The following is a 20,005-nucleotide window of genomic DNA, read 5'->3' as shown; positions in this document are numbered from 1 at the left end:
GCTGATCCTAGTCAAAGGGGTGATCCTATAGGATATCGATGAGCGTACCTGAGGGCGATGGTGTTCGTGTACGCCAAGATTCTCGGCGGCTAGCCTGTGCTTATGGCGGTCTCGGACTCCGTGCTCGAATGGCTCCTGGAAGCCGACCCTGCCCTGCGCTGGCAGGTCGAGCGGGACCTTGCGCATCTGCCCCCGCCGGTCTGGGAAGCGACCCGGCGTCGCGTTTCGAGCGAGGGATTCGGCGCCCGCCTCCTCGCGCTTCAGGAGCCTGACGGCCAGTGGGCGGGAGGGGCGTACTTTCCGGGCGACTTCGACTTCCACGGTCCGGAAGCTGCCGAAGGTGCCGGGCAGCCTTGGACCGCGACGACGTGGACGCTCAACACGCTGCGTGAGTGGGGACTCGACGCGGGGGCGCTCGACGGAACCGCACGCCTTCTCGCCGACAACAGTCGGTGGGAGTACGGGGACCTCCCGTATTGGGGCGGGGAAGTTGACTGCTGCATCAATGCCTACACTCTCGCGAACGGAGCCTGGCTCGGCGCCGACGTCTCCGGTATCGGGCAGTGGTTCATCGACCACGCAATGGACGACGGCGGGTGGAACTGCGAGTGGGTCAACGGATCCGGGCGCGCGTCATTCCACTCGACGCTCAACGTGCTCCGCGGCCTCCTCTATTACGAGGGCGCGACGGGCGGCGACGACGAGCTCCGTCGCGCGCGCAAGGCGGGGGAGGAGTACCTCCTGCGGCGGCACCTGCTCTGGAGGCTCACCACGGGCGAGGTCGTAGGGCCGTGGGCGACCAGCTTCGCATACCCGTTCCGCTGGCAGTACAACGCGCTGCGTGCCCTCGACTACTTCAGGTGCGCCGCGCTCCACGACGGCATGCCGCCGGATGCGCGTCTTGAGGAGGCGGTCGCCGTCGTGCGCGCAGGCCGCCACGACGACGGCACATGGCACCAGGGCAAGACGCTGCCCGGACGCGTGTGGTTCGATGTGGACGTGCCGCCGGGCCGGCCCTCGAAATGGTTGACCTTCTACGCCGCTCGCGCCCTGGAATGGTGGGACGCCGCCCGAGGAGGCCGTTAGCGGCGCGCCCCTACTGACACGTGCTCCCCCGCCGTCCTGTCTCCGGTTGAGGCTGAAGGGGCGGACGAGACGAGCGCGCCGAGCGAGTCGGCAAGCAGCTCGATGAGGCGCCGCGATTGGGTCTCATCCGGGCATGCGAGGTGCTGCATGCTGATCCCGTCGATGCCCGAGACGAAGAGCCGGGCGATGAGGTCGAGGTCCTCCGGAATGTGCTGCCCCGAGGCCTCCGCGGCCGAGCGGAAGAGGTCCCCGGTGGAGAGCACCCAGCCTTCGTACATGCTCCGGTTCTGCTCTCGGGCGATCGGTTCCTGCTCCGGCCCCTCCCGGAAACGACGGAGGAGCAGTTCGAACGTCGTCACCTGTTCGTGCGGCCGTTGGAGCATCCGGTCCCAAATGCGGCGAGCATGCTGGCGGATCACCGAGGGGAGGCCGTCCCCCAGGTCTTCAATGGGGGGAAGGCTCTTGGCATAGTCGCGGCTGAGGAAGTAGTAGACCTCTTTGAGCAGCTCGTCCTTGTTCCGAAAACAGTAGTGAAGGGCCGCGAGAGGGGCGTCGGCCTCGGCAGCGATGCGGCGTGTCGTAGCTGCAGGAAGCCCTTCCGCAGCGATCACGCGGGCCGCCGCCTCGACGAACTGCAGCCGCCGCTCCTCGGCGGGAATCCTCGCCATTCTGACCTCCCGATCTCGTCCGACCCATCGTAGGTCGTGCCCAGTTCCGAGCCGTCGATTCCGGCGCGCAAAAAAATTCTACGCCAAAACCTAGTCAAGTGACCTAGTCAAGCGACATACTCTTTTCCAGCGATGTTGAGCAGGTCACATTGAACGACCGCAAGCATCGAAGAAACCAAGCGAAGCAAGCAGGCCTATCCGTGAGGGGACCGACAATGACGCCGAGCGCCGAACTCGCCATCGTCAACGCAGACGTGCTGACGATGGCTGCCCACGGGCAGGGAGCTTCTGCCTCCGACGCCGTGGCAGTGGCGAGCGGCAGGATCCTCGCGGTCGGGAAGGACGCGGTGCCTGAGGTCATCGGCCCTGACACGACAGTGATCGACGCTCGTGGCGGGGCAGTGGTGCCGGGAATCAACGATTCTCATCTCCATTTCACGGCCGCAGCCATGGCTGCCTTTGGCTACATCCCTGTCGATCCGGCCGCGGCCCCTGACTGGACTGCTCTTGCGAGCGTCATCGAACGCGCGCAACCGGGCGAGGACGGATGGATCCGTGCACGCGGCTGGGACGACGCCCTCATCGGCCCAGCGACAGGGCAGCTCCTCAGCGTCCGTCCGGAAGTCCCGGTCGTCGCGTTCGACGCGACGGGACACCGGCTCGTCGTGAACCGCGAGGCGCTGCGCCGCGTCGGCGTGACGTCGTCGACCGCTCCGCCCATCGGTGGCGTCATTGGGCGCGATGCAGACGGCGAGCTCACCGGCCTCCTTCAAGACGGGGCGATGGAGCTCGTCAATGCCGCCTTGCCGCCGGTCCCGCGGTCCGTTCTCCGCGATGCGATGCTCGCGATGCAGCGGCACCTCCACGCGCAGGGCATCACATCCCTCACCGAACCCGGCTTGGGCCCCGCGAGCGCGGGGCTGCTCGATGGCTCCGGATCGACAGCGGCCCTACGTCTCCTCGGCGATCTGGCCCTTGCCCGCGATCTCACCCTCCGCACGACGGTCCTCTTGCTGTTCTCAGGTACGGGCGGAGCCGACGCCGCGTCCGTGGAGGCAGGGCTCGCCAGCGGCCTCGCGGCCGAATACAGCGACCGCGGTATAGATCCGGCGCTCCTGCGCATTGCTGGAGTCAAGGTGTTCGCCGATGGCATTCCTCGCAGCGGAACCGCGTGGATGGCCGAACCCTACGGTGACCATTGCACGCGAGGCAGCCTCGTCGTCGTCGGACGCTCGGAGGAGGAGCGCGTCGCCGAGCTGGGCCGCATCCTGGAGGTGATCGACCGGGCCGGCCTCCAGGCTGGCATCCACGCAACGGGCGACGCCGCGACCGAGGCCGCGGTTGAGGCGCTCATTCGCGGCACGGACGCCGCGTCAAGGCGTCACTACATCATCCACGGAGCGTTCTCGAGCCATCGCACGATCGAGCGCATGGCAGCGAGCGGGATCGGCTACAGCACGAACCCGCTGATCCGCCACGGGGCAGGCGAGGCCATGCGACGCCTGCTCGGCGAGGAGCGATTCGGGCGCCATCAACCGCTTCGCAGCGCGTCGAAGGCAGGAGTTCGCTTCACCCTCGCTTCAGATGCGCCCGTTGCGAGCACCGATTGGCGAGAGACGGTCATCGCCGCAGTGCGGCGCGGCACGCGAGCGACGCCGGGCGCGGATCGGGACCCGGAGCGCATCAGCGGCCGCCAAGCCCTCCGAGCCATGACGGCAGACGCCTCATGGCAGGACCACGCCGAGCACCTCAAGGGCCGCATCGCCCCTGGCATGGCTGCCGACCTCTGTATCCTCTCCCATCCCTGGCCCAACGACGACGTGATCGAGGACCTCCTCGAATCGGACATCGTCCTCACGCTCGCGGCAGGCTTGCCCGTTCACGAGCGTGCCCTGCTCTGACCCAACCCCCAAGTCCGTTCCCACCCCCACCACCACGAGGAGACCATTCCATGCGACGAAGCATCCCCGCGGCCCTCGCCGCCGTCCTCGCCCTCGCCCTCTCGGCCTGCGGCGCCAGCACCGCCGCGTCCCCTGGCGCGAGCGGCTCCGTGACGACGCTCAGGGTCGGAACGATCGGCATCGGCAGCGACGCCGCCATCAAGCTCGCGGAAGAGAAGGGCTATTTCAAGGAGGAAGGGCTCGACGTCAAGATCTCCGTCGTCGCCAATCCGCCCGCAGGGATCGCTGCCGCCCAGAGCGGCCAACTCGATCTCACGTACACGCCGTCCATCCCGCTGCTCAATGCCCTGAGCAACAACGTCCCGCTCACGGTCGTCGCGGCTGCCGACGGCTATTCGGCACAGGCGATGACGAGCAAGGACCTCACCAAGGTCGACGACACCGGCCTAGTCGTCCAGAAGGGCTCGTCGATCAACCGTCCGAGAGACCTCGAGGGCAAGTCGGTCTCCGTGCCGGCACGCAAAGCTCAGCTCGAGGTCACGGTGAGCAAGCTCATCAAGGACGACGGCGGTGATCCTTCCAAGGTCAACTGGATGGTCCTCGACCCGTCGTCCGCGCTCCAATCGCTCAACTCGGGCCGCGTCGACGCGGCCTCGCTCGTCGCCCCGTTCGTCTCGAAGGCGATCTCGCAGGGCGATCGGCTGCTCGCCTCGCCGGGGGTCGAGTTCTTCAAGGCCGGCGCCGTGGGCCTCTGGGCCACCGGCAACTCGACCCTCGGGAAGGAACGCCAAGCCCTCGAGGGGTTCAAGACTGCGATCTACAAGGCCAACGCCTACGCGAACACCCACATTGACGAGGCGCAGCAGCTGAGCGCGCAGATCACCAACACCCCGCTCAGCGTCATCAAGGCGGGCGCCGTCAACTACTGGCCCGACACCGTGACCACGGGCGACATCCAGCGAGTCGACGATTCCATGGCCGAACTCGGCTATCTCAAGGCCCCCGTGAAGCTCCCGTCGAATCTCATCCTGGGCGACTGACCAATGGCACTCACAGTAAAACCGGCCGTTGCGGGGGCGGCAGGCATCGCCGTCGCACTCGCCATTTGGCAGGCGGCCTCGTCCGCTCACGCTGCCGGCGGCTCGTTGCCAGCCGTGGCGACCGTGGCCACGGACCTCGGCGGCCTTCTCGCCGAGCCCGACTTCTGGTCCGCTGTTGGCGCTACGGTCGGCATCGCCCTGCTCGGACTCGGCGCCTCTGCAGCGGCTGGGATTGTGGTGGGGGTGCTTGTGGGAAGCTTCGAGCCGATCCGCTTCGCGACCCGGGCGGTCCTCGAATTCCTCAAGCCGATCCCGCCTATCGTGATCCTTCCGCTCGTCGTGCTGATTCTCGGGCCGACCGGGCAGATGTCGTGGTTCCTCGTGTTCCTCGGCTGCCTCCTGCCGATCGTCATGCAGACCGTGGACGGGGTGCACAGCACCGATCCCGTGGCCCGGGACACCGCTCGCTCCTACGGCATGGGCTCGGCGGAGATTCTCGCAAGGATCGTCGTGCCCAGTTCGCTTCCGTACATCGGTACGGCCATGCGCGTCTCGGCGCCCGCGGCCCTCATCATTACCGTGGTTGCCGGGCTGCTCGGCGGCGGTCCCGGGCTCGGCGCGCGCCTCTACCTGGCCCAGTCCGGGGGCGACTACCCGACCCTCTACGCACTCGTGATCGTGCTCGGCGTCCTCGGGCTCATGTTCCAGGGCGCCACGCGCTTCGCCGAGCGGCGGCTCCTGCACTGGCACGAGTCCTACCGAGAGGTGGTGCACTCGTGAGCAAGCGACCGTCCCTGAAGTCTGTGCGCCTGTGGCTGCTCGGCGTGGGAACGCCGCTCGTCCTTCTCGCCGTGTGGTGGTTCGCGTCGGCGGACTCGACGGACACGTTCTTCCCGCCCCTCGCGGAGATCCTCGACCGGTTCCGCGCGCTGTGGCTCTTCGACCACTTCACCTCGGATGTGCTCGTAAGCCTTCGGAACCTCGCTCTCGGGTACGCGATCGCCGGCGTCGCCGCCGTCGCAGTCGGCTTTGTGACGGCGCTGTCCGCTCCGATCCGCTGGGCCGTGGATCCCGTGATCCACTTCCTGCGCGGCATCCCACCCGTAGCCCTCGTGCCGATCTTCATCTCGCTCATGGGTTTCGGGCTTGAAATGAGGATCACCAGCATCGCGCTCGCTGCCTTCTTCCCGACGTTCATCGCGACGGTGGACGGCCTCCGGGCGGTCGACCGCGGCCTTCTCGACGTCGCAAGCGTCTACCGGCTCAGCCGCGGCGAGCGCGTTGTGTCGGTGCTCCTTCCCGCGGCCGGCCCGCAGATCTTCTCGGGTCTGCAGGTCAGCCTCCAGACCGCGTTCGTCGTCATGATCGCCTCGGAGATGCTCGGGCCCTCGCAGGGCATCGGCGCCATGACCCTCCTCGCGCAGCAGAGCTTCATGATCTCGGACATGTGGTCCGGCATCCTGCTCCTCGGCGTGATCGGCTTCGCCGCCAACTTCTTGTTCGACCTCGTCCGGCGCAAAGTCCTGGCCTGGTACATCGGCTCCCGCAGATTGGCTCGTGCATCATGACTTCACCCCATCTGGCAACCACTCCGCTCGAAGGCTCCCTCGGGGGTGAGCCTCAGGGACAGCGGCCGGCTCGCCTCGACGTCGTCCATCTCGCCAAGAGCTACGGGACGGGCGACGGCGCCAAGAAGGTCATCGAAGACCTCACCTTCAGCGTCTCGGCCCGTGAGATCGTCTGCATTGTGGGCCCGTCCGGAATCGGGAAGACCACTCTGCTGAAGTGTCTCGCCGGCCTCCAGCCCACGTCCGGGGGCCGCGCGGCGATCGACGGCCGCGAGATCAGCGGGCCACCGCCCGAGATGGCTCTCGTCTTCCAGGACTACAGCCGGTCCCTCATGCCGTGGCTCACGGTACGGAAGAACGTCGTCCTGCCCCTGCGCCACCTTCGGCTTCCCAAAGCTGAACTCAAGGCGCGGTGCGACGAGGCCCTCGAAGCAGTGGGACTCGCACATGCCGAGAACCAGTTCCCCTGGCAGCTCTCCGGGGGAATGCAGCAGCGCGTTGCGATTGCCCGGGCGCTCGCATATCGACCGGAGATCCTCATCATGGACGAGCCGTTCGCCTCGGTCGACGCGCAGACGCGCTTCGACCTCGAGGACCTGTGCCTCAAGATCCGTGAGGGCTTCGGGATGACGATCCTCGTGGTGACCCACGACATCGATGAGGCGGTCTATCTCGCGGATCGCGTCGTCGTCCTCGGTTCGAAGCCCGCGCGCGTCCTCCGGATCGTCGACGTCGAGCTGCCGTCGCCGCGCGACCAGATCGGCACCCGCGCCCTGCCGGAATTCGCCGCCCAGCGGACGGACGTGCTCTCCCTCATCAAGAGGCCGGCGTGACGGGCGCGGGAGAGAGCCGCGGGGAGCGCAACCGCCGGGAGGACAACAGCCGTCGTCCCAACGTCCTCGTGATCGTCGCAGACCAACTCCGTGCCGACCACGTCGGTTTCGGGGGCAACAGCGTGGTGCGAACCCCGCATCTCGATGCCCTCGCCACCCGGGGGATGGTGTTCGAGAACGCGACGGTCGCCAACCCGACGTGTATGCCGAACAGGGCTTCGCTCGCAACGGGACGGTGGCCGTCGTCCCACGGCACGCGGTGCAACGGGATCCCGCTGGATCCGGACTCCCGCACCATCATGCGCTCGCTCGCGGACGCGGGCTACCGGACGATCGGCGTGGGCAAGCTGCACCACCAGAACATGGGCTGGGGGTTCGAGCCCGAGCAGGAGGATGAGATCCTCGCGACGGCGCCCCTCCTCCTGGACCCGACCGCCCAGGACGCGCGCCCGCGCGGCGGCGAGGAGGGATGGGACCGCTGGGAGGACCGGGCGCGCCACGAGGAACGCTTCATCCCCCTGCCCGCTGACTACTACGGGTACCAACACGTGGACCTCGTCGTCGGCCACGGTGACCATCCCGGGGGACACTACTTGCACTGGGCGCGTGAACGTGGCCTCGATCCCGACGCCGTCGGCGGCCGGGATCACGCCGACGTGGCGTACGGAGGCTGGGACCAGGTGTACCGGACCGCGATCCCAGCGGAGCTCCACCCCAGTGCATTCATCGGCGAGAAGGCGGTCGAGCACCTCAAGGACGCCGCGGGCCAGGACGCTCCCTTCTTCCTCTTCGTCTCCTTCCCGGATCCGCATCACCCGTTCTCGCCCCCCGAGGGCTACGACTCGCTCTATCGACCCGCAGAGATCCCATTGCCCCTCGGCTTCGAGCAAGACCACGCGCGGTCGCCGCAGCACATCCGGCACATGATGTCCCACCGGGGAGAGCCCGGGAGCGACCCGACCATGACGTGGGCGGCGACTGCCGAGCAGTACCGGCACGCGGCCGCGGCGCAGTACGGACTCATCACCCTCATGGATGAGCAGATCGGCCGGATTCTCGGCGAGCTCGAGGCGCAGGGACTCGCAGACGAGACCATCGTCGTCTTCACCGCAGACCACGGCGACCTGTTCGGAGACCACGGGCTCATGCTCAAGCACTTCTCGCACTATCGGGCGGTGACGAATGTCCCGCTCATCGTCGCCCTGCCGACAGGCGCAGACAGCCGACGGCCCGAACCAGGGGGCGCCAGCAGCGAGCCCGTGGCAAGGAGGAGCCAAGCTCTCGTCTCGAGCCCAGACCTCGTCCCGACCCTCATGGAACTCACAGGCGCCGCGCCGTTCCGTGGAATCCAGGGTCGGTCCTTCCTCCCTGTCCTCATCGGCGGGGCCGAGGCCCACCGATCTGCGCTCCTCGTCGAAGAAGACCAGCCGTTTGGCCTCCCCGGGCTCCCGGGTCCCGTCCGCATGCGGACGGTGATCACTTCCGAGGGCAGGCTCACTCGGTACTTCGGTGCCGGGGAAACCGAGCTTTACGACCACATCTCCGATCCCGGCGAACTCGAGAACCTCGCGGGACGCCCCGAGCACCGTGAGCTCGAGAGGCGCCTCACGGAGGCGCTCGTCGTCGAGATGGCAAGCCTCGCTGACGAGGGCACTGCGCCAACTGCGGCGGCGTAGTGCCCGGTGAGGGAAAAGCCCCGGCATGCGGTTCTCCAGTCCGCGTGCCGGGGCACTCGTCTCTTCCTAGGCGTCGTTCGGCGGGCGCCTTTTCTGGCGCGCCCTTTCCCGCGCCTTTCCCGCCACGTCTTTCTAAGCGCCCGCCCTGTATCCCGTGGGCGACTCGCCGAAAGCCGCCCGGAAGATGCGGCTGAAGTGCGCAGAGTCGAGGAAGCCCCAACGCGCGGCTATCGCAGTCACGGGCCTATCGGCGAGCACAGGATCGCGGAGGTCCCGCCGGCACCGCTCGAGGCGGCGCTCGCGGATGGATGCCGCGACGGTCGTGCCGAGCTCCCGGAACAGGTCGTGCAGATGCCGGGTGGAAATGTAGTGGGCTGCGGCGATCGAGCCGGGAGAGAGCTCTGGGTCGCCGAGATGGGATTCGATGAAGTCATGGATGCGGGCCAGGAGGATCTGATGCGGATCGCGTGAGGCGGCGACCCGCGCGTCGAGTTCGCCATTGAACAGCGTGGTTACGAGATCGAGCGCGTTGTGCACGAGCCGGGCGCCGTTCGGCCCAGCGATCGCGTCGAGGTTCTCCGCGAGACGGATGAGGAACGGGCTCACGAGCTGGCCCAGACCGCTCGAGCCACTGATGGCGGTCGCCGTCACCTGAGCCATCGCTTCTGTCGGAAGGTCGAGGGCGGAGTGCGGGAACATGAGCACGAGCGAGCGGAAGTCGCCGTCGAATGCAAGGGTGTAGGGCCTGTCGGTCGAATACACGGCCAGATCCCCTGGCTGCAGGACGGCCTCCCTGCCGTCCTGCAGGAGCAGACCGGTTCCGGCCAGTTGGATCCCGAGCTTGAAGTACTTCAGGTCGGACGAGGCGATGAGCTCTTCGGTGCGGTGGACGGCGTGCCCGCTCGCGTCGACCTCGATCATGGCGAGGTCGTCCGGCAGGAGCCGCTTGCCGCGCATTTTCCCTCGGAAGCTCGCGGGACGGTCGACCGTGACCTTGAGCGGTACGAAGGATTCCGACGTCGCGCGGCGCCACGTGTCGACGTCGTGTGCGACGGCGAGGTCAAGGGCCGGCGTCATTGTCGGCGTGAGAAGTGTCATCGTGATCCTCCCTTAGATGAGGGCGTCGAGAAGGGTGTCGAGCTGGGCGATGAGCTTGTCGGGAGAGTGGTGGGCGGGGGAGAGGGTGGCCGTGATCTGTGCTCCGAGCACGAGATCCATCACGGCTCCGAGCGCGTTCTCGAGGTCGTTGCCCCGATAGCCCGCATCGACGAGCAGCTGCCCGAGCGAGGCGCGCCATTGCTCCATCGACCGGTCGTGCACGGCGGCCTTCGCGGGGTCCTGGAGCGCCTTCTGCCAGAAGGCGATCGCAACCCGGGCCTCGTTGAGGCGCTCGTCGTCGAGCGGGAGGATCTCGTGGCAGTAGGCGCGGACGGCGGCCCGTCCGGAGAGGCCGTCTGTGGCGGCCTTCATGCGTCGGTTGGTCTGGGCGAAGATGTGCTCGAACGCGAAGTCGAGCAGACGGTCCTTGGTGGGGAAGTACGGCTTGAGGGCACCATTGGCGAAGCCAGCCTCCGCGGCGATGTCCCGCATCGTGGCCCCGTCGAGCCCCTTCTCGGCGATGATCCGCCACGTCGCGTCCACGAGCTCCACCCGGCGCTGGTCGTGGTCCACGATCTTGGGCATCGGTCTGCGGCACCTTCCTCACATCTTTTTTCTACAGCTGTTGTGATTCACCTTACAGGCCGTTATTGTCTACGTCTATAGAAAAAACCGTTTCTCCCCGGAGGCACCATTGAGCACCGAGACGACGACGTCCACGACCGACCAGGCCGCACACGAGGGCCAGCACGCCTGCCACAGCGCGGCAGAGGAGGCGACGGAAGGCGGTGCCTACGGCCTCACTACGGCAGCCGAGATCACGGCAGTCCGCGAGATCCTCGCCGAGGCCGGCCGCTGGAGCGAGACGACCCGCATCGCGTACCTCGGGCTCGTCGACCCGCCACGGGGGAGCGCGGGGGACAGCCCGGTGGACCGCCGCTTCCGAGCGTTCCTCCACGACACGTCCGGCGCCCGGCCGCACGACGTCGTCGTCTCCGTGACCCACCGGAACCTCGTCTCCGACGTCGAGCTCGACACCTCCATCATGGGTGAGCTTCCAGTCCTGGAGGAGGAGTTCGAGGCCGTCGAGGAGATCCTGAACGCGGACGAACGCTGGCTCGCAGCGCTCGCCGCCCGCGACCTCAACGTCGCGAAGGTCCGGGTCGCGCCGCTCTCGGCCGGCGTCTTCGAGTACCCCGAGGAGAAGGGCCGCCGGATCCTGCGCGGGCTCGCGTTCGTCCAGGAGTTCCCGGAGGACCTCCCGTGGGCCCACCCGGTGGACGGGCTCGTCGCGTACGTCGACATCGTCAACCGTGCGGTGGACCAGGTCCTCGACTTCGGGCCCGTGCCGGTTCCGGCGGAGCACGGCAACTTCACCGATCCCGAGCTCACCGGACCCGTGCGCACGAGCCAGAAGCCGATCGAGATCACCCAGCCCGAGGGCCCGAGCTTCGAAGTCACCGGAGGGAACCACGTGGAGTGGGAGCGGTGGAGCCTGGACATCGGCTTCGACGTGCGCGAGGGGCTCGTGCTCCACAACATCGCGTTCGACGACGTCGCCTCCGGACGAGCCGGAGAAGGCAGCGCGCCCCAGACGGGCGCCCCGCAGCGCCGGCGGATCCTGGACCGCGCCTCGATCGCCGAGATGGTGGTGCCCTACGGAGATCCCTCACCCGTGCGTTCGTGGCAGAACTACTTCGACACCGGCGAGTACCTCGTGGGCCAGTACGCGAACTCGCTCGAGCTCGGCTGCGACTGCCTGGGCGAGATCACCTACCTCAGCCCGACGGTGAGCGATGCGTTCGGCAATCCCCGGACCATCCGCAACGGGATCTGCATGCACGAGGAGGACTGGTCGATCCTGGCCAAGCACTCCGACCTGTGGGCAGGCGTCAACTACGTGCGCCGCAACCGCCGCCTCGTCATCAGCTTCTTCACGACGATCGGCAACTACGACTACGGCTTCTACTGGTACCTGTACCTCGACGGCACCATCGAGTTCGAGGCCAAGGCCACCGGCGTCGTCTTCACGAGTGCCTACCCCGGCAAGGGCTACGAATACGCGTCCGAGATGGCCCCGGGGCTCGGGGCTCCGTTCCACCAGCACCTCTTCAGTGCGCGCCTGGACTTCGCGCTCGACGGCGGCCCGAACCGAGTCGAGGAAGAAGACGTCGTCCGAGTCCCGGCTGGCCCGGGCAACGAGCGCGGCAACGCGTTCACCCGCCGTCGCACGGTGATCCGGCGCGAGTCCGAGGGAGCACGGACTGCTGACATGGCTGCGGGCCGGACGTGGATCGTCTCCAACCCGGACTCCCTCAACCGGCTCGGCGAGCCCGTCGGCTACAAGCTGCACCCGCAGGGGCAGCCCACGCTGCTGGCCGACCCGTCGTCGTCGGTCGCCAAGCGCGCCGCGTTCGCCACCAAGGAGCTCTGGGTCACCGCGTACGACGAGGCCGAGCGCTACCCGACCGGCGACTTCGTCAACCAGCACTCCGGCGGTGCGGGCCTGCCCGCGTTCCAGGCCCAGGACCGGGAGCTCGACGGCGCCCAGCTCGTCGTGTGGCACACCTTCGGCCTCACCCACTTCCCCCGCACCGAGGACTGGCCCATCATGCCGGTGGACCACGTCGGCTTCCGCCTCCGCCCCGAAGGATTCTTCGACCGCAGCCCCGTCCTCGACGTCCCGCCGTCGGCTCCCCGCGAGGGCGGCCACTGCCACTCCTAGTCGCCGCTTGAGCCCACGCGCGAGCCTCGCTTCCGAGGACAAGAAGCGTTCGCTGTGGGACAAGTCACTCGGCCCGCGGCCGCAGCACGATGGTGCTGTGGCCGCAGCCGCATCCTACGATTTTTTGAGACTGGAGAATCCCATGAGCATCGAGACGAGCTCGCCCCGCCCGGGCTCCAAGAGCACAGCGGGGGGCACGCCGACCGTGGCACACGCGAAGGAGCGCAGGCTCGGTGTGGCGTCGGTGACCATGATGATCATCGCCGCCTCCGCGCCGCTGACTGTCCTCGCCGGCGGCGTGACGACTACCTTTGCCGTGACCGGGCTCCTCGGCGTGCCCCTGTCCTACCTCATTCTCGGCGCCGTGCTGGCCATCTTCGCGGTCGGGTATGCCGCGATGAGCCGCCACGTCACGAACGCTGGCGCCTTCTACGCGTACGTCGCCCAAGGCATCTCCCGCCCAGCCGGGGTGGGAGCCTCCCTCGTGGCCCTCATGTCCTACAACCTCATGCAGGTCGGCATCTACGGGCTCTTCGGCTTCACGGTCTCGTCGCTCCTGTCCTCGCGATTCGGCCTCAACGTCCCGTGGTGGATCCCAGTGATCATCTGCATCGCCGTCGTCGCGGTTCTGGGCGTGAACCGCGTGGACCTTTCGGCCAAGGTCCTGGGCGGCCTCGTGGCCCTTGAGTTCCTCGTCGTCATCGTCTACGACGTCGTCTCGTTCGCCGTCGCCCCTGAGGGCGTCACGGCAGCCCCGCTTTCGCCCTCAAGCCTCTTCCTCCCTGGCGTCGGCGCCGTCCTCTCCTTCGGCATTGCGGCTTTCATGGGCTTCGAGTCCGCCGCGATCTACAGCGAGGAGGCCAAGGATCCCCGCCGCACCATCCCCCGCGCCACCTACACAGCCGTCGCGGTCATCGCAGTCTTCTACGCCGTGTCCTCGTGGGCGATGGCCATCGGAACCGGACCCTCACAGCTCTTCGACGCCGCCGGCAAGCAGGGGCCGGACCTCGTCTTCACGTTCCTCTCGGGCCACGTCGGCCAGCTCATCGCGGACATCGCCCAGGTGCTGTTCTGCACTAGCCTCTTCGCGGCCCTCGTGAGCTTCCACAACGCCGTGGCACGCTACTTCTTCTCTCTCGGCCGCGAGCGGGTCATCCCCGCGTGGCTCGAGGCGACGAGCCGCCACGGCGCGCCCAAGGCGGGATCGCTCGTGCAGACGGGCATCGCCGTCGTCGTGACCGTCGGGTTCGCGATCGCCGGCAACGGTGCCGATCCGCTCTACCCCGTGCTCACGATGTTCACGTGGCTCACGAACGCCGGCGCGATGGGCCTCGTGCTGCTCATGGCCATCGTCTCTGCCGCCGTCATCGGCTTCTTCCGGCGCCGCCGCCATCTCGCGCAGGGCACGTGGTCCGCCGTCGTCGCCCCCGCGATAGGCGCCGTGGCGCTCGCCGTCGTGTTCGGACTCATCGTCGCGAACTTTGACGTACTGCTCGGCCAGACGGAGTCCACCCCCGTCAGCTTCATCCTGCCCGCCCTCATCATCGTCCCTGGCGTGGTGGGGATCTTCTGGGCCCTCCGACTGCGGCGCGCGAAGCCCGCCCTGTACCAGCGCATCGGGCACGGCGAGGAAGGCGCGGCGACGCACCACTTGGGCGAGGACGACTAGCTTCTCTCAGTCCGCCGGCTCCCTGTCTGCCAGGAGCCGGCGGACTTCGTCGTCGCTGCATTGGGGAAAGCCCTCGTAGGCTCCGCCGACCGAGAGGAACGCGAGCGGCTGGCGCGGGCACACGACTTGGTCCGCGACCGCGTCGAGGTCTTTCACGACGCTCGGTGGCGCGACCGGTACAGCGAGGATGACGGCCGAGGCCCCTGCAGCCCGCACGGCGGCAACCGCGGCTCGCGCTGTGTCCCCGGTGGCGGCGCCGTCGTCGCACACAATCACCGTGCGTCCCGCCGCGTTCTGGTGCCGTCCGCCGAGAAACACCTCTTCCTGCCGTTCGAGTTCGGCGGTCTCGCGCTCACGCACTTGCTCAAGCGAACCGTTCGTGAACCCGGCGGCGAGGAGGCGGCGGATCAGGGGCCGGTCCAAGTCAGCGCACCGCTCGCCGTCGCACGAGGCGATCGCCCCGAACGCGACCTCCTCGTGGCCCGGGATGCCCAGCTTCCTGGCGGGCACGACGTCGAATGGCAGCCCGAGCGCGCGGCCCACCTCGGCTGCGACGGGCACCCCGCCCCGGCTGAGCCCGACGACGAGGGGGAGGCCCCTCGATCCGGGCGCAGGCGGTCCGGGCGCCGCCGAATTCGGCAGACTGGCTGAATCCCTGAGCGCGGCCGCGAGGACGCGCCCCGCTTGGGCGCGGTCCATGTAGAGGCCCGTGCCCTCATCCGCTGGTTCAGCCCGCGGCGACGAGGCCATGATGTCAGTATGCGCGCTCAGGCCCACGAGAGGTGGGTAATGGTGGTCCGAGGCGGTGATGAAGTGTGAATCCTGGTGGAGCTGACGAGCTCCGGAAGCGGCTCGAGCGGGCAGCCGAGCTGCGGGCCGCCGGAGACGTGGAAAACGATCCCGAGCTCGCGGCCGAGGAGGAGCTCCGCAAGAAGCGGCTGAAATTCGATCCCACAGCCCGGGCCGAGTACCTGGTTCGGGATGCGATGGCCCGCGGGGAGTTCGACAACCTCAAGTACGCCGGGAAGCCGATCCCCGGCCTCGGCGGAACGTACGACCCGGATTGGTGGATCAAAGGCCTCATCCAGCGCGAGCACCTCTCGGGCCTCGGGCCCAAGGCGCTGCTCCTGCGCGTCGAGGACGCCGAGCTGGACGAGCGGCTCGACACTCTCTTCACTGAGCGCGAAGTGCGGGCCGCGGTCGAGGACTTCAATGCGCGGGTGATCGACGCACGCCGTCAGCTCGAGGGCGGGCCTCCCGTGGTCACCAAGACGCGGGATGTCGACGGCGAGGTGCGCCGCTGGCGCGAGCGGCGGGAAGAACGGGCTGCCGCGAGCCGGGAGCTCGAGGCAGCAGCGGAGGAAGAGCAGCGGAAGAAGCCGCGGACGTGGTGGCAGCGCGTCTGGCGGGGGCAGCACTAGTTCAGGCCTTGCTGCGCCCCCGCCAGTCAACACTTCAGTAGCTTGCGGGCCTTCCGGCGTCGTCTGTGGTGCCCGCTCCGCCTGTCGCCGAGTATCGCGCGGCGAGCTCCTCGCTCGAGCGGGCGAGGATGGCGACGTCGGCGCCCACGAGGACGAAGCGCGCGCCTGCCTCGATGTAACGCCGTGCAGTCGCCTCCACGAAGGCGTTGACGCCCGCGGGCTTCCCCGCAGCCTGTGCGGCGGCGAGGCAGCGTTCGACGGCGGCAATCACCTCCGGGTGCTCCTGCTGGCCGAGGTAGCCCATCGAGGCCGCGAGATCGGACGGGCCGATGAAGATCGCGTCGACGCCGTCGACGGCGAGGATCTCCTCGACGTTCTCGACCGCCTCGCCCGTCTCGATCTGCACGGCGAGCGAGATGGTCTCGTCTGCCCGGGCCAGATAGTCCGGGATGCGGTTCCACCGCGCCGCTCGGGCCAGCGCCGAGCCGACGCCGCGCACGCCGTGCGGCGGGTACCGCACGGCGGCGACGGCGGCCCGCGCCTGCTCGGCGTCGTTGACCATCGGGATGAGGAGGTTCTGCGCGCCGAGGTCGAGGTACTGCTTGATGAGCACCACATCGTTCCAGGGCAGCCGCACCATGGGCAGCACGGGGTACCCGTGCACGGCGTGGAGCTGGGCGAGGACCGACTCGAGCGAATTCGGGCTGTGCTCGGTGTCGATGAGGAGCCAGTCCGCGCCGGAGCCGGCCATGATCTCGGCCACGAGGGCGCTGCCGGAGCAGACCCAGAGGCCGATCTTCGCGCCAGCCGGTCCCACGCCGTTGCTGGGCTGTTCGAGGGCGTGCCGGAAGGTGCGCTCGGGCTCTAGACGAAACGGCATGTCACCGTCCCCAGGGGCCCATAGTCTGCGTACACGGTGTCTCCTTCGTAGACCCACATCGGCCGGGTGAACGACCCCGCGAGGACGAGGTCGCCAGCCCGTAGGGACTGCCCGTGCTGGGCGAGCTTGTCCGCGAGCCACGCGACGCCCGACGCCGGGTGGTTCAGCACCCCGGCGGCAACACCGGTCTCCACGATCTCCTGATTCTGGTACAGGAGGGCGGAGACCCAGCGGAGGTCGACGTCGTGCGGGCGCACCGGGCGGCCGCCGACGACCATGGCGCCCATCGCGGCGTTGTCGGAGATCGTGTCCACGATCGTCCGGCCCTGCATCTCGATGCGGGAGTCGAGGATCTCGAGGGCCGGGACGACGTAGTCCGTTGCGTCGAGGACGTCGAAGAGCGTCACGCCCGGCCCCTTGAGATCCTGGTTGAGCCGGAACGCGAGCTCGACCTCGATCCGCGGATGCGTGTACCGCTTCCAGTCCACGACCGAGCCGTTCTCGAGGACCATGTCGTCGAAGATGACCCCGTAGTCAGGCTCGGTGATGCCCGTCGCGGCCTGCATGGCCTTCGAGGTCAGCCCGATCTTGCGGCCGACAACGCGCTTGCCCTGGGCCTCAAGCCGCGAGGCCCACAGCTTCTGCACCGCGTACGAGTCCTCGATGTCCATGCCCTCGTAACGGGTGTGGAGGAGCGGGACGGGAGTGCGCGTCCGCCCCGCCTCGACGAGTTCGTCGGCGATCGTCTCGATGCTCTGGGGATCCAGCACGCGTCAGACCTGGCTTCCGAGCTTGAAGCCCTTCGACGCCTCGCCGTGATACGAGCCGGAGTCGTCCCCGGCGCGGGTGTAGGAGAAGCCGTCGGCTCCGATCGTCACGGCCATCTCGGACTTGTCCTCGCGCTTGATCACTTCCTGCGGGTTGCCGTCGAGGTCGAGCACGAGGGAGGCCTCCGTGTACCAGGACGGGACGACGGGGTTGCCCCACCAGTCGCGGCGCTGGTTGTCGTGGACATCCCACGTGATCGTGGGGTTGTCCGGATCGCCCGTGTAGTAGTCCTGCGTGTAGATCTCCACCCGGTGGCCATCGGGATCGAGGATGTAGAGGTAGAACGCGTTCGAGACGCCGTGCCGGCCCGGCCCGCGCTCGATCCGGTCCGACATGCGCAGCGCGCCCATCTTGTCGCAGATCTGGATGATGTTGTGCTTCTCGTGCGTCGAGAACGCGATGTGGTGGAGGCGCGGGCCGTCGCCGCCGGTGAGCGCGGTGTCGTGCACGGTCTCCTTGCGGTGGAGCCACGCCGCGTACGTCGTGCCCTCGGAGTCCTTGATGTCCTCGGAGACGCGGAAGCCGAGGCCTTCGAGGTAGGCGCGGCCGCGCGGGACGTCGGGGGTGACCTGGTTGAAGTGGTCGAGGCGCACGAGCTCGCCGGCCGAGTACAGGTCATAGCGCATGTGCAGGCGCTCCACGTGCTCGACCTCGTAGAAGAACTCGTAGGGGAAGCCCAGCGGGTCCTCGACGCGCACGGCGTCGCCGATCCCGCGCACGAAGCCCTCCTTGCGGCGCTCGGTCCGGCAGCCGAGCTCCTTGAAGTAGGCCTCGGCCTTGTCCACATCCTCGGGGGTGCGGACGCGGAAGGCGAAGGCCGCGGCGGCAGCGATCGGACCCTTGCGCAGCACGAGGTTGTGGTGGATGAACTCCTCGAAGGAGCGCAGGTAGATCGCCTCGTCGTCCTCGTACGTCACGTGCAGGCCGAGCAGGCCCACGTAGAAGTCGCGCGACTTCTTGAGGTCGGTCACCACGAGGTCGAGGTAGGCGCAGCGGACGATGTCGGGGGCCGGGACGGAGGTGGTAAGGGTGGCTGGGTGGGGGAGCTTGGGGCTGCTGGTCATGATGTTCTCCTCTTTGAGCTGTCAGTAAGTGGGGCGAGCGTCTCAGGCGCCGAACTTGGGCGTGTGGACCTCGCCGAGCGTGATGTGGACGGCCTGCTGGTCGGTGTAGAAGTCGATCGAGCGGTAGCCGCCCTCGTGTCCGAGGCCCGAGGCCTTGACACCGCCGAACGGGGTGCGCAGGTCGCGGACGTTGTGGGAGTTGAGCCAGACCATCCCCGCGTTGATCGATTGCGCGAAGTTGTGGGCGCGCTTGAGGTCGTTGGTCCAGACGTAGGCGGCGAGGCCGTACTTCGTGTTGTTGGCCAGCGAAAGGGCCTCGTCGTCGTCGTCGAACGGCGTGATCGCGACTACCGGGCCGAAGATCTCCTCCTGGAAGATCCGCGCGTCCGGCTTGACGTCCGCGAAAACGGTCGGGGCGACGTACGAGCCGTTTTCCTGGCCCTCCGGAAGGTGCTCTGGTCGCCCGCCGCCAGCGAGGAGCCGGCCCTCGGACTTGCCGATCTCGACGTAGCTCATGACCTTCTCGTAGTGCTCGGGGTGCACGAGGGCGCCGACCTGCGTCTTCGGATCGTGCGGATCGCCGACCACGATGTTCTTGGCCCGCTCCGCGTACCGCTCGGTGAACTCGTCGTAGATGCTGCGCTCCACGAGGATGCGGGAACCGGCCGTGCAGCGCTCGCCGTTGAGGGAGAAGACGCCGAAGAGCGTCGAGTCGATCGCGGCGTCGAGGTCTGCGTCGGCGAAGACGACGGCGGGGGACTTGCCGCCGAGCTCCATCGACATGCCCTTGAGGTTCTCCGCGCAGTTGCGGAAGATCAGCTGGCCGGTCGAGGACTCGCCCGTGAACGAGATGAGCGGCACGCCCGGGTGCTTCACGAGGGAGTCTCCGGCGGTCTCGCCGAAGCCGTTGACGAGGTTGAAGACGCCCTCGGGCAGGCCCGCCTCCTCGAAGATCCCGGCCCACAGCGAGGCCGAGAGCGGCGTGAACTCCGCGGGCTTGAGCACCACGGTGCAGCCCGAGGCGATCGACGGCGCGAGCTTCCAGGACTCGAGCATGAACGGCGTGTTCCACGGTGTGATGAGGCCCGCGACGCCGATCGGCTTGCGGTTCACGTAGTTCAGCTGGCTGCCGGGGACCTTGAGTGCGTTGTCCTGCTGCGCCACGATGAGGTCCGCGAAGAAGCGGAAGTTCTCCGCCGCACGCTGCGCCTGGCCGCGCGCCTGGGTGATAGGGAGTCCCGTGTCGAAGGTCTCCATCTCGGCGAGGCGGCCCTCCTGCGCCTCGACCGCATCGGCGATCGCGAACAGGACCTTGGCCCTCGCGCGGGGCTTCATGCGCGGCCACGGGCCGTGCTCGAACGCCTCGGTCGCGGCGGCGACGGCGGCGTCGATGTCCGCCTTCTGGCCGGAAGCGGCGGTCGCGTACGTCGTGTTGGTGACGGGATCGAGGACCTCGAAGGTCTCTCCGCCGATCGAGTCGACGCGCTTGCCGCCGATGTAGTGCTGCAGGTGGGTCGGCAGGTTCTCGGGCACGAAGTGCTTGCTCAT

The 20,005-nt window shown here is 68.2% G+C and carries 18 protein-coding genes; 10 read left to right on the top strand and 8 right to left on the bottom strand.

Annotation, left to right across the window (positions count from 1 at the left end):
- The first annotated feature begins 102 nt into the window (after window positions 1–102).
- Window positions 103–1,086, top strand: a complete 984-nt coding sequence (locus tag LK10_RS02550; protein WP_043119873.1) for a hypothetical protein — start codon at window positions 103–105, stop codon at window positions 1,084–1,086.
- Here the strand turns inward: LK10_RS02550 and LK10_RS02545 are convergent.
- A complete protein-coding gene (locus LK10_RS02545; protein ID WP_081998214.1) occupies window positions 1,083–1,754 on the bottom strand; it encodes a TetR/AcrR family transcriptional regulator in 672 nt (223 codons plus the stop codon). The two genes, LK10_RS02550 and LK10_RS02545, sit on opposite strands and share 4 nt — an antisense overlap.
- A gap of 200 nt (window positions 1,755–1,954) precedes the next feature.
- On the opposite strand from LK10_RS02545, the gene LK10_RS02540 reads away from it, so the two are divergent.
- Genes LK10_RS02540 through LK10_RS02515 form a run of 6 tightly spaced genes read left to right on the top strand, consistent with a single transcriptional unit; the run spans window position 1,955 to window position 8,772 of the window.
- Window positions 1,955–3,655 carry an amidohydrolase gene (locus LK10_RS02540; RefSeq protein WP_231567561.1) on the top strand — a complete coding sequence of 567 codons (1,701 nt, stop codon included), beginning with the start codon at window positions 1,955–1,957 and terminating at the stop codon, window positions 3,653–3,655.
- Window positions 3,656–3,705: 50 nt separating this feature from the next.
- Complete coding sequence (locus LK10_RS02535) at window positions 3,706–4,695, top strand: ABC transporter substrate-binding protein (RefSeq protein ID WP_043119871.1); 990 nt, start codon at window positions 3,706–3,708, stop codon at window positions 4,693–4,695.
- A 3-nt stretch (window positions 4,696–4,698) separates the two neighbouring features.
- Window positions 4,699–5,475: an ABC transporter permease gene (locus LK10_RS02530; protein ID WP_043119870.1), complete on the top strand. Its 777-nt coding sequence runs from the start codon at window positions 4,699–4,701 to the stop codon at window positions 5,473–5,475.
- Window positions 5,472–6,263, top strand: coding sequence for an ABC transporter permease (locus LK10_RS02525; RefSeq protein ID WP_231567559.1), 792 nt, complete (start codon window positions 5,472–5,474; stop codon window positions 6,261–6,263). The genes LK10_RS02530 and LK10_RS02525 overlap by 4 nt, the downstream gene beginning before the upstream one ends.
- The gene (locus LK10_RS02520) at window positions 6,260–7,096 is read left to right on the top strand and encodes an ABC transporter ATP-binding protein (RefSeq protein WP_043119869.1); all 837 of its coding nucleotides are present in this window, start codon (window positions 6,260–6,262) and stop codon (window positions 7,094–7,096) included. The genes LK10_RS02525 and LK10_RS02520 overlap by 4 nt, the downstream gene beginning before the upstream one ends.
- Complete coding sequence (locus LK10_RS02515) at window positions 7,093–8,772, top strand: sulfatase family protein (protein ID WP_052206857.1); 1,680 nt, start codon at window positions 7,093–7,095, stop codon at window positions 8,770–8,772. Before LK10_RS02520 ends, LK10_RS02515 begins: the two co-directional genes overlap by 4 nt.
- Window positions 8,773–8,904: 132 nt before the next feature.
- Here LK10_RS02515 and LK10_RS02510 read toward each other — a convergent pair whose 3' ends face one another.
- Both LK10_RS02510 and LK10_RS02505 read right to left on the bottom strand, forming a co-directional pair.
- Entirely contained in the window at window positions 8,905–9,870 is a 966-nt protein-coding gene (locus tag LK10_RS02510) for an AraC-like ligand-binding domain-containing protein (RefSeq protein WP_043119868.1), read from the bottom strand.
- A gap of 12 nt (window positions 9,871–9,882) precedes the next feature.
- Window positions 9,883–10,455 carry a TetR/AcrR family transcriptional regulator gene (locus tag LK10_RS02505; RefSeq protein WP_043119867.1) on the bottom strand — a complete coding sequence of 191 codons (573 nt, stop codon included), beginning with the start codon at window positions 10,453–10,455 and terminating at the stop codon, window positions 9,883–9,885.
- A gap of 232 nt (window positions 10,456–10,687) precedes the next feature.
- On the opposite strand from LK10_RS02505, the gene LK10_RS02500 reads away from it, so the two are divergent.
- Both LK10_RS02500 and LK10_RS02495 read left to right on the top strand, forming a co-directional pair.
- Window positions 10,688–12,595 carry a primary-amine oxidase gene (locus LK10_RS02500; RefSeq protein ID WP_052206898.1) on the top strand — a complete coding sequence of 636 codons (1,908 nt, stop codon included), beginning with the start codon at window positions 10,688–10,690 and terminating at the stop codon, window positions 12,593–12,595.
- A 142-nt stretch (window positions 12,596–12,737) separates the two neighbouring features.
- On the top strand, window positions 12,738–14,264 hold the full coding sequence (locus LK10_RS02495; RefSeq protein WP_081998212.1) for an APC family permease: 1,527 nt from the start codon (window positions 12,738–12,740) through the stop codon (window positions 14,262–14,264).
- A 6-nt stretch (window positions 14,265–14,270) separates the two neighbouring features.
- On the opposite strand, the gene LK10_RS02490 is transcribed toward LK10_RS02495, so the two are convergent.
- Window positions 14,271–15,014 (bottom strand): phosphoribosyltransferase, encoded by a 744-nt coding sequence (locus LK10_RS02490; protein WP_052206856.1) that lies wholly within the window; start codon window positions 15,012–15,014, stop codon window positions 14,271–14,273.
- A gap of 65 nt (window positions 15,015–15,079) precedes the next feature.
- Here LK10_RS02490 and LK10_RS02485 point away from each other — a divergent pair, with 65 nt between their 5' ends.
- The gene (locus LK10_RS02485; RefSeq protein WP_043119866.1) at window positions 15,080–15,685 is read left to right on the top strand and encodes a DnaJ family domain-containing protein; all 606 of its coding nucleotides are present in this window, start codon (window positions 15,080–15,082) and stop codon (window positions 15,683–15,685) included.
- 34 nt (window positions 15,686–15,719) lie between these two features.
- Here LK10_RS02485 and LK10_RS02480 read toward each other — a convergent pair whose 3' ends face one another.
- From LK10_RS02480 to hpaE, 4 genes are read right to left on the bottom strand one after another with little or no spacing between them, the layout of a single operon-like run.
- Window positions 15,720–16,565: an HpcH/HpaI aldolase family protein gene (locus LK10_RS02480; protein ID WP_043119865.1), complete on the bottom strand. Its 846-nt coding sequence runs from the start codon at window positions 16,563–16,565 to the stop codon at window positions 15,720–15,722.
- Window positions 16,550–17,335, bottom strand: coding sequence for a 2-oxo-hept-4-ene-1,7-dioate hydratase (gene hpaH / locus LK10_RS02475; RefSeq protein ID WP_043119864.1), 786 nt, complete (start codon window positions 17,333–17,335; stop codon window positions 16,550–16,552). Before hpaH ends, LK10_RS02480 begins: the two co-directional genes overlap by 16 nt.
- Before the next feature lie 3 nt (window positions 17,336–17,338).
- Window positions 17,339–18,457 carry a 3,4-dihydroxyphenylacetate 2,3-dioxygenase gene (gene hpaD, locus LK10_RS02470; RefSeq protein WP_043119862.1) on the bottom strand — a complete coding sequence of 373 codons (1,119 nt, stop codon included), beginning with the start codon at window positions 18,455–18,457 and terminating at the stop codon, window positions 17,339–17,341.
- A 42-nt stretch (window positions 18,458–18,499) separates the two neighbouring features.
- Window positions 18,500–20,005, bottom strand: coding sequence for a 5-carboxymethyl-2-hydroxymuconate semialdehyde dehydrogenase (gene hpaE / locus LK10_RS02465; RefSeq protein ID WP_043119861.1), 1,506 nt, complete (start codon window positions 20,003–20,005; stop codon window positions 18,500–18,502).

The sequence above is a fragment of the Sinomonas humi genome (genome assembly GCF_000802235.1).
Classification (GTDB): domain Bacteria; phylum Actinomycetota; class Actinomycetes; order Actinomycetales; family Micrococcaceae; genus Sinomonas; species Sinomonas humi.
The sequence above is the reverse complement of the archived record's forward strand: the minus strand, read 5'-3'. Positions and strand labels throughout refer to the sequence as shown.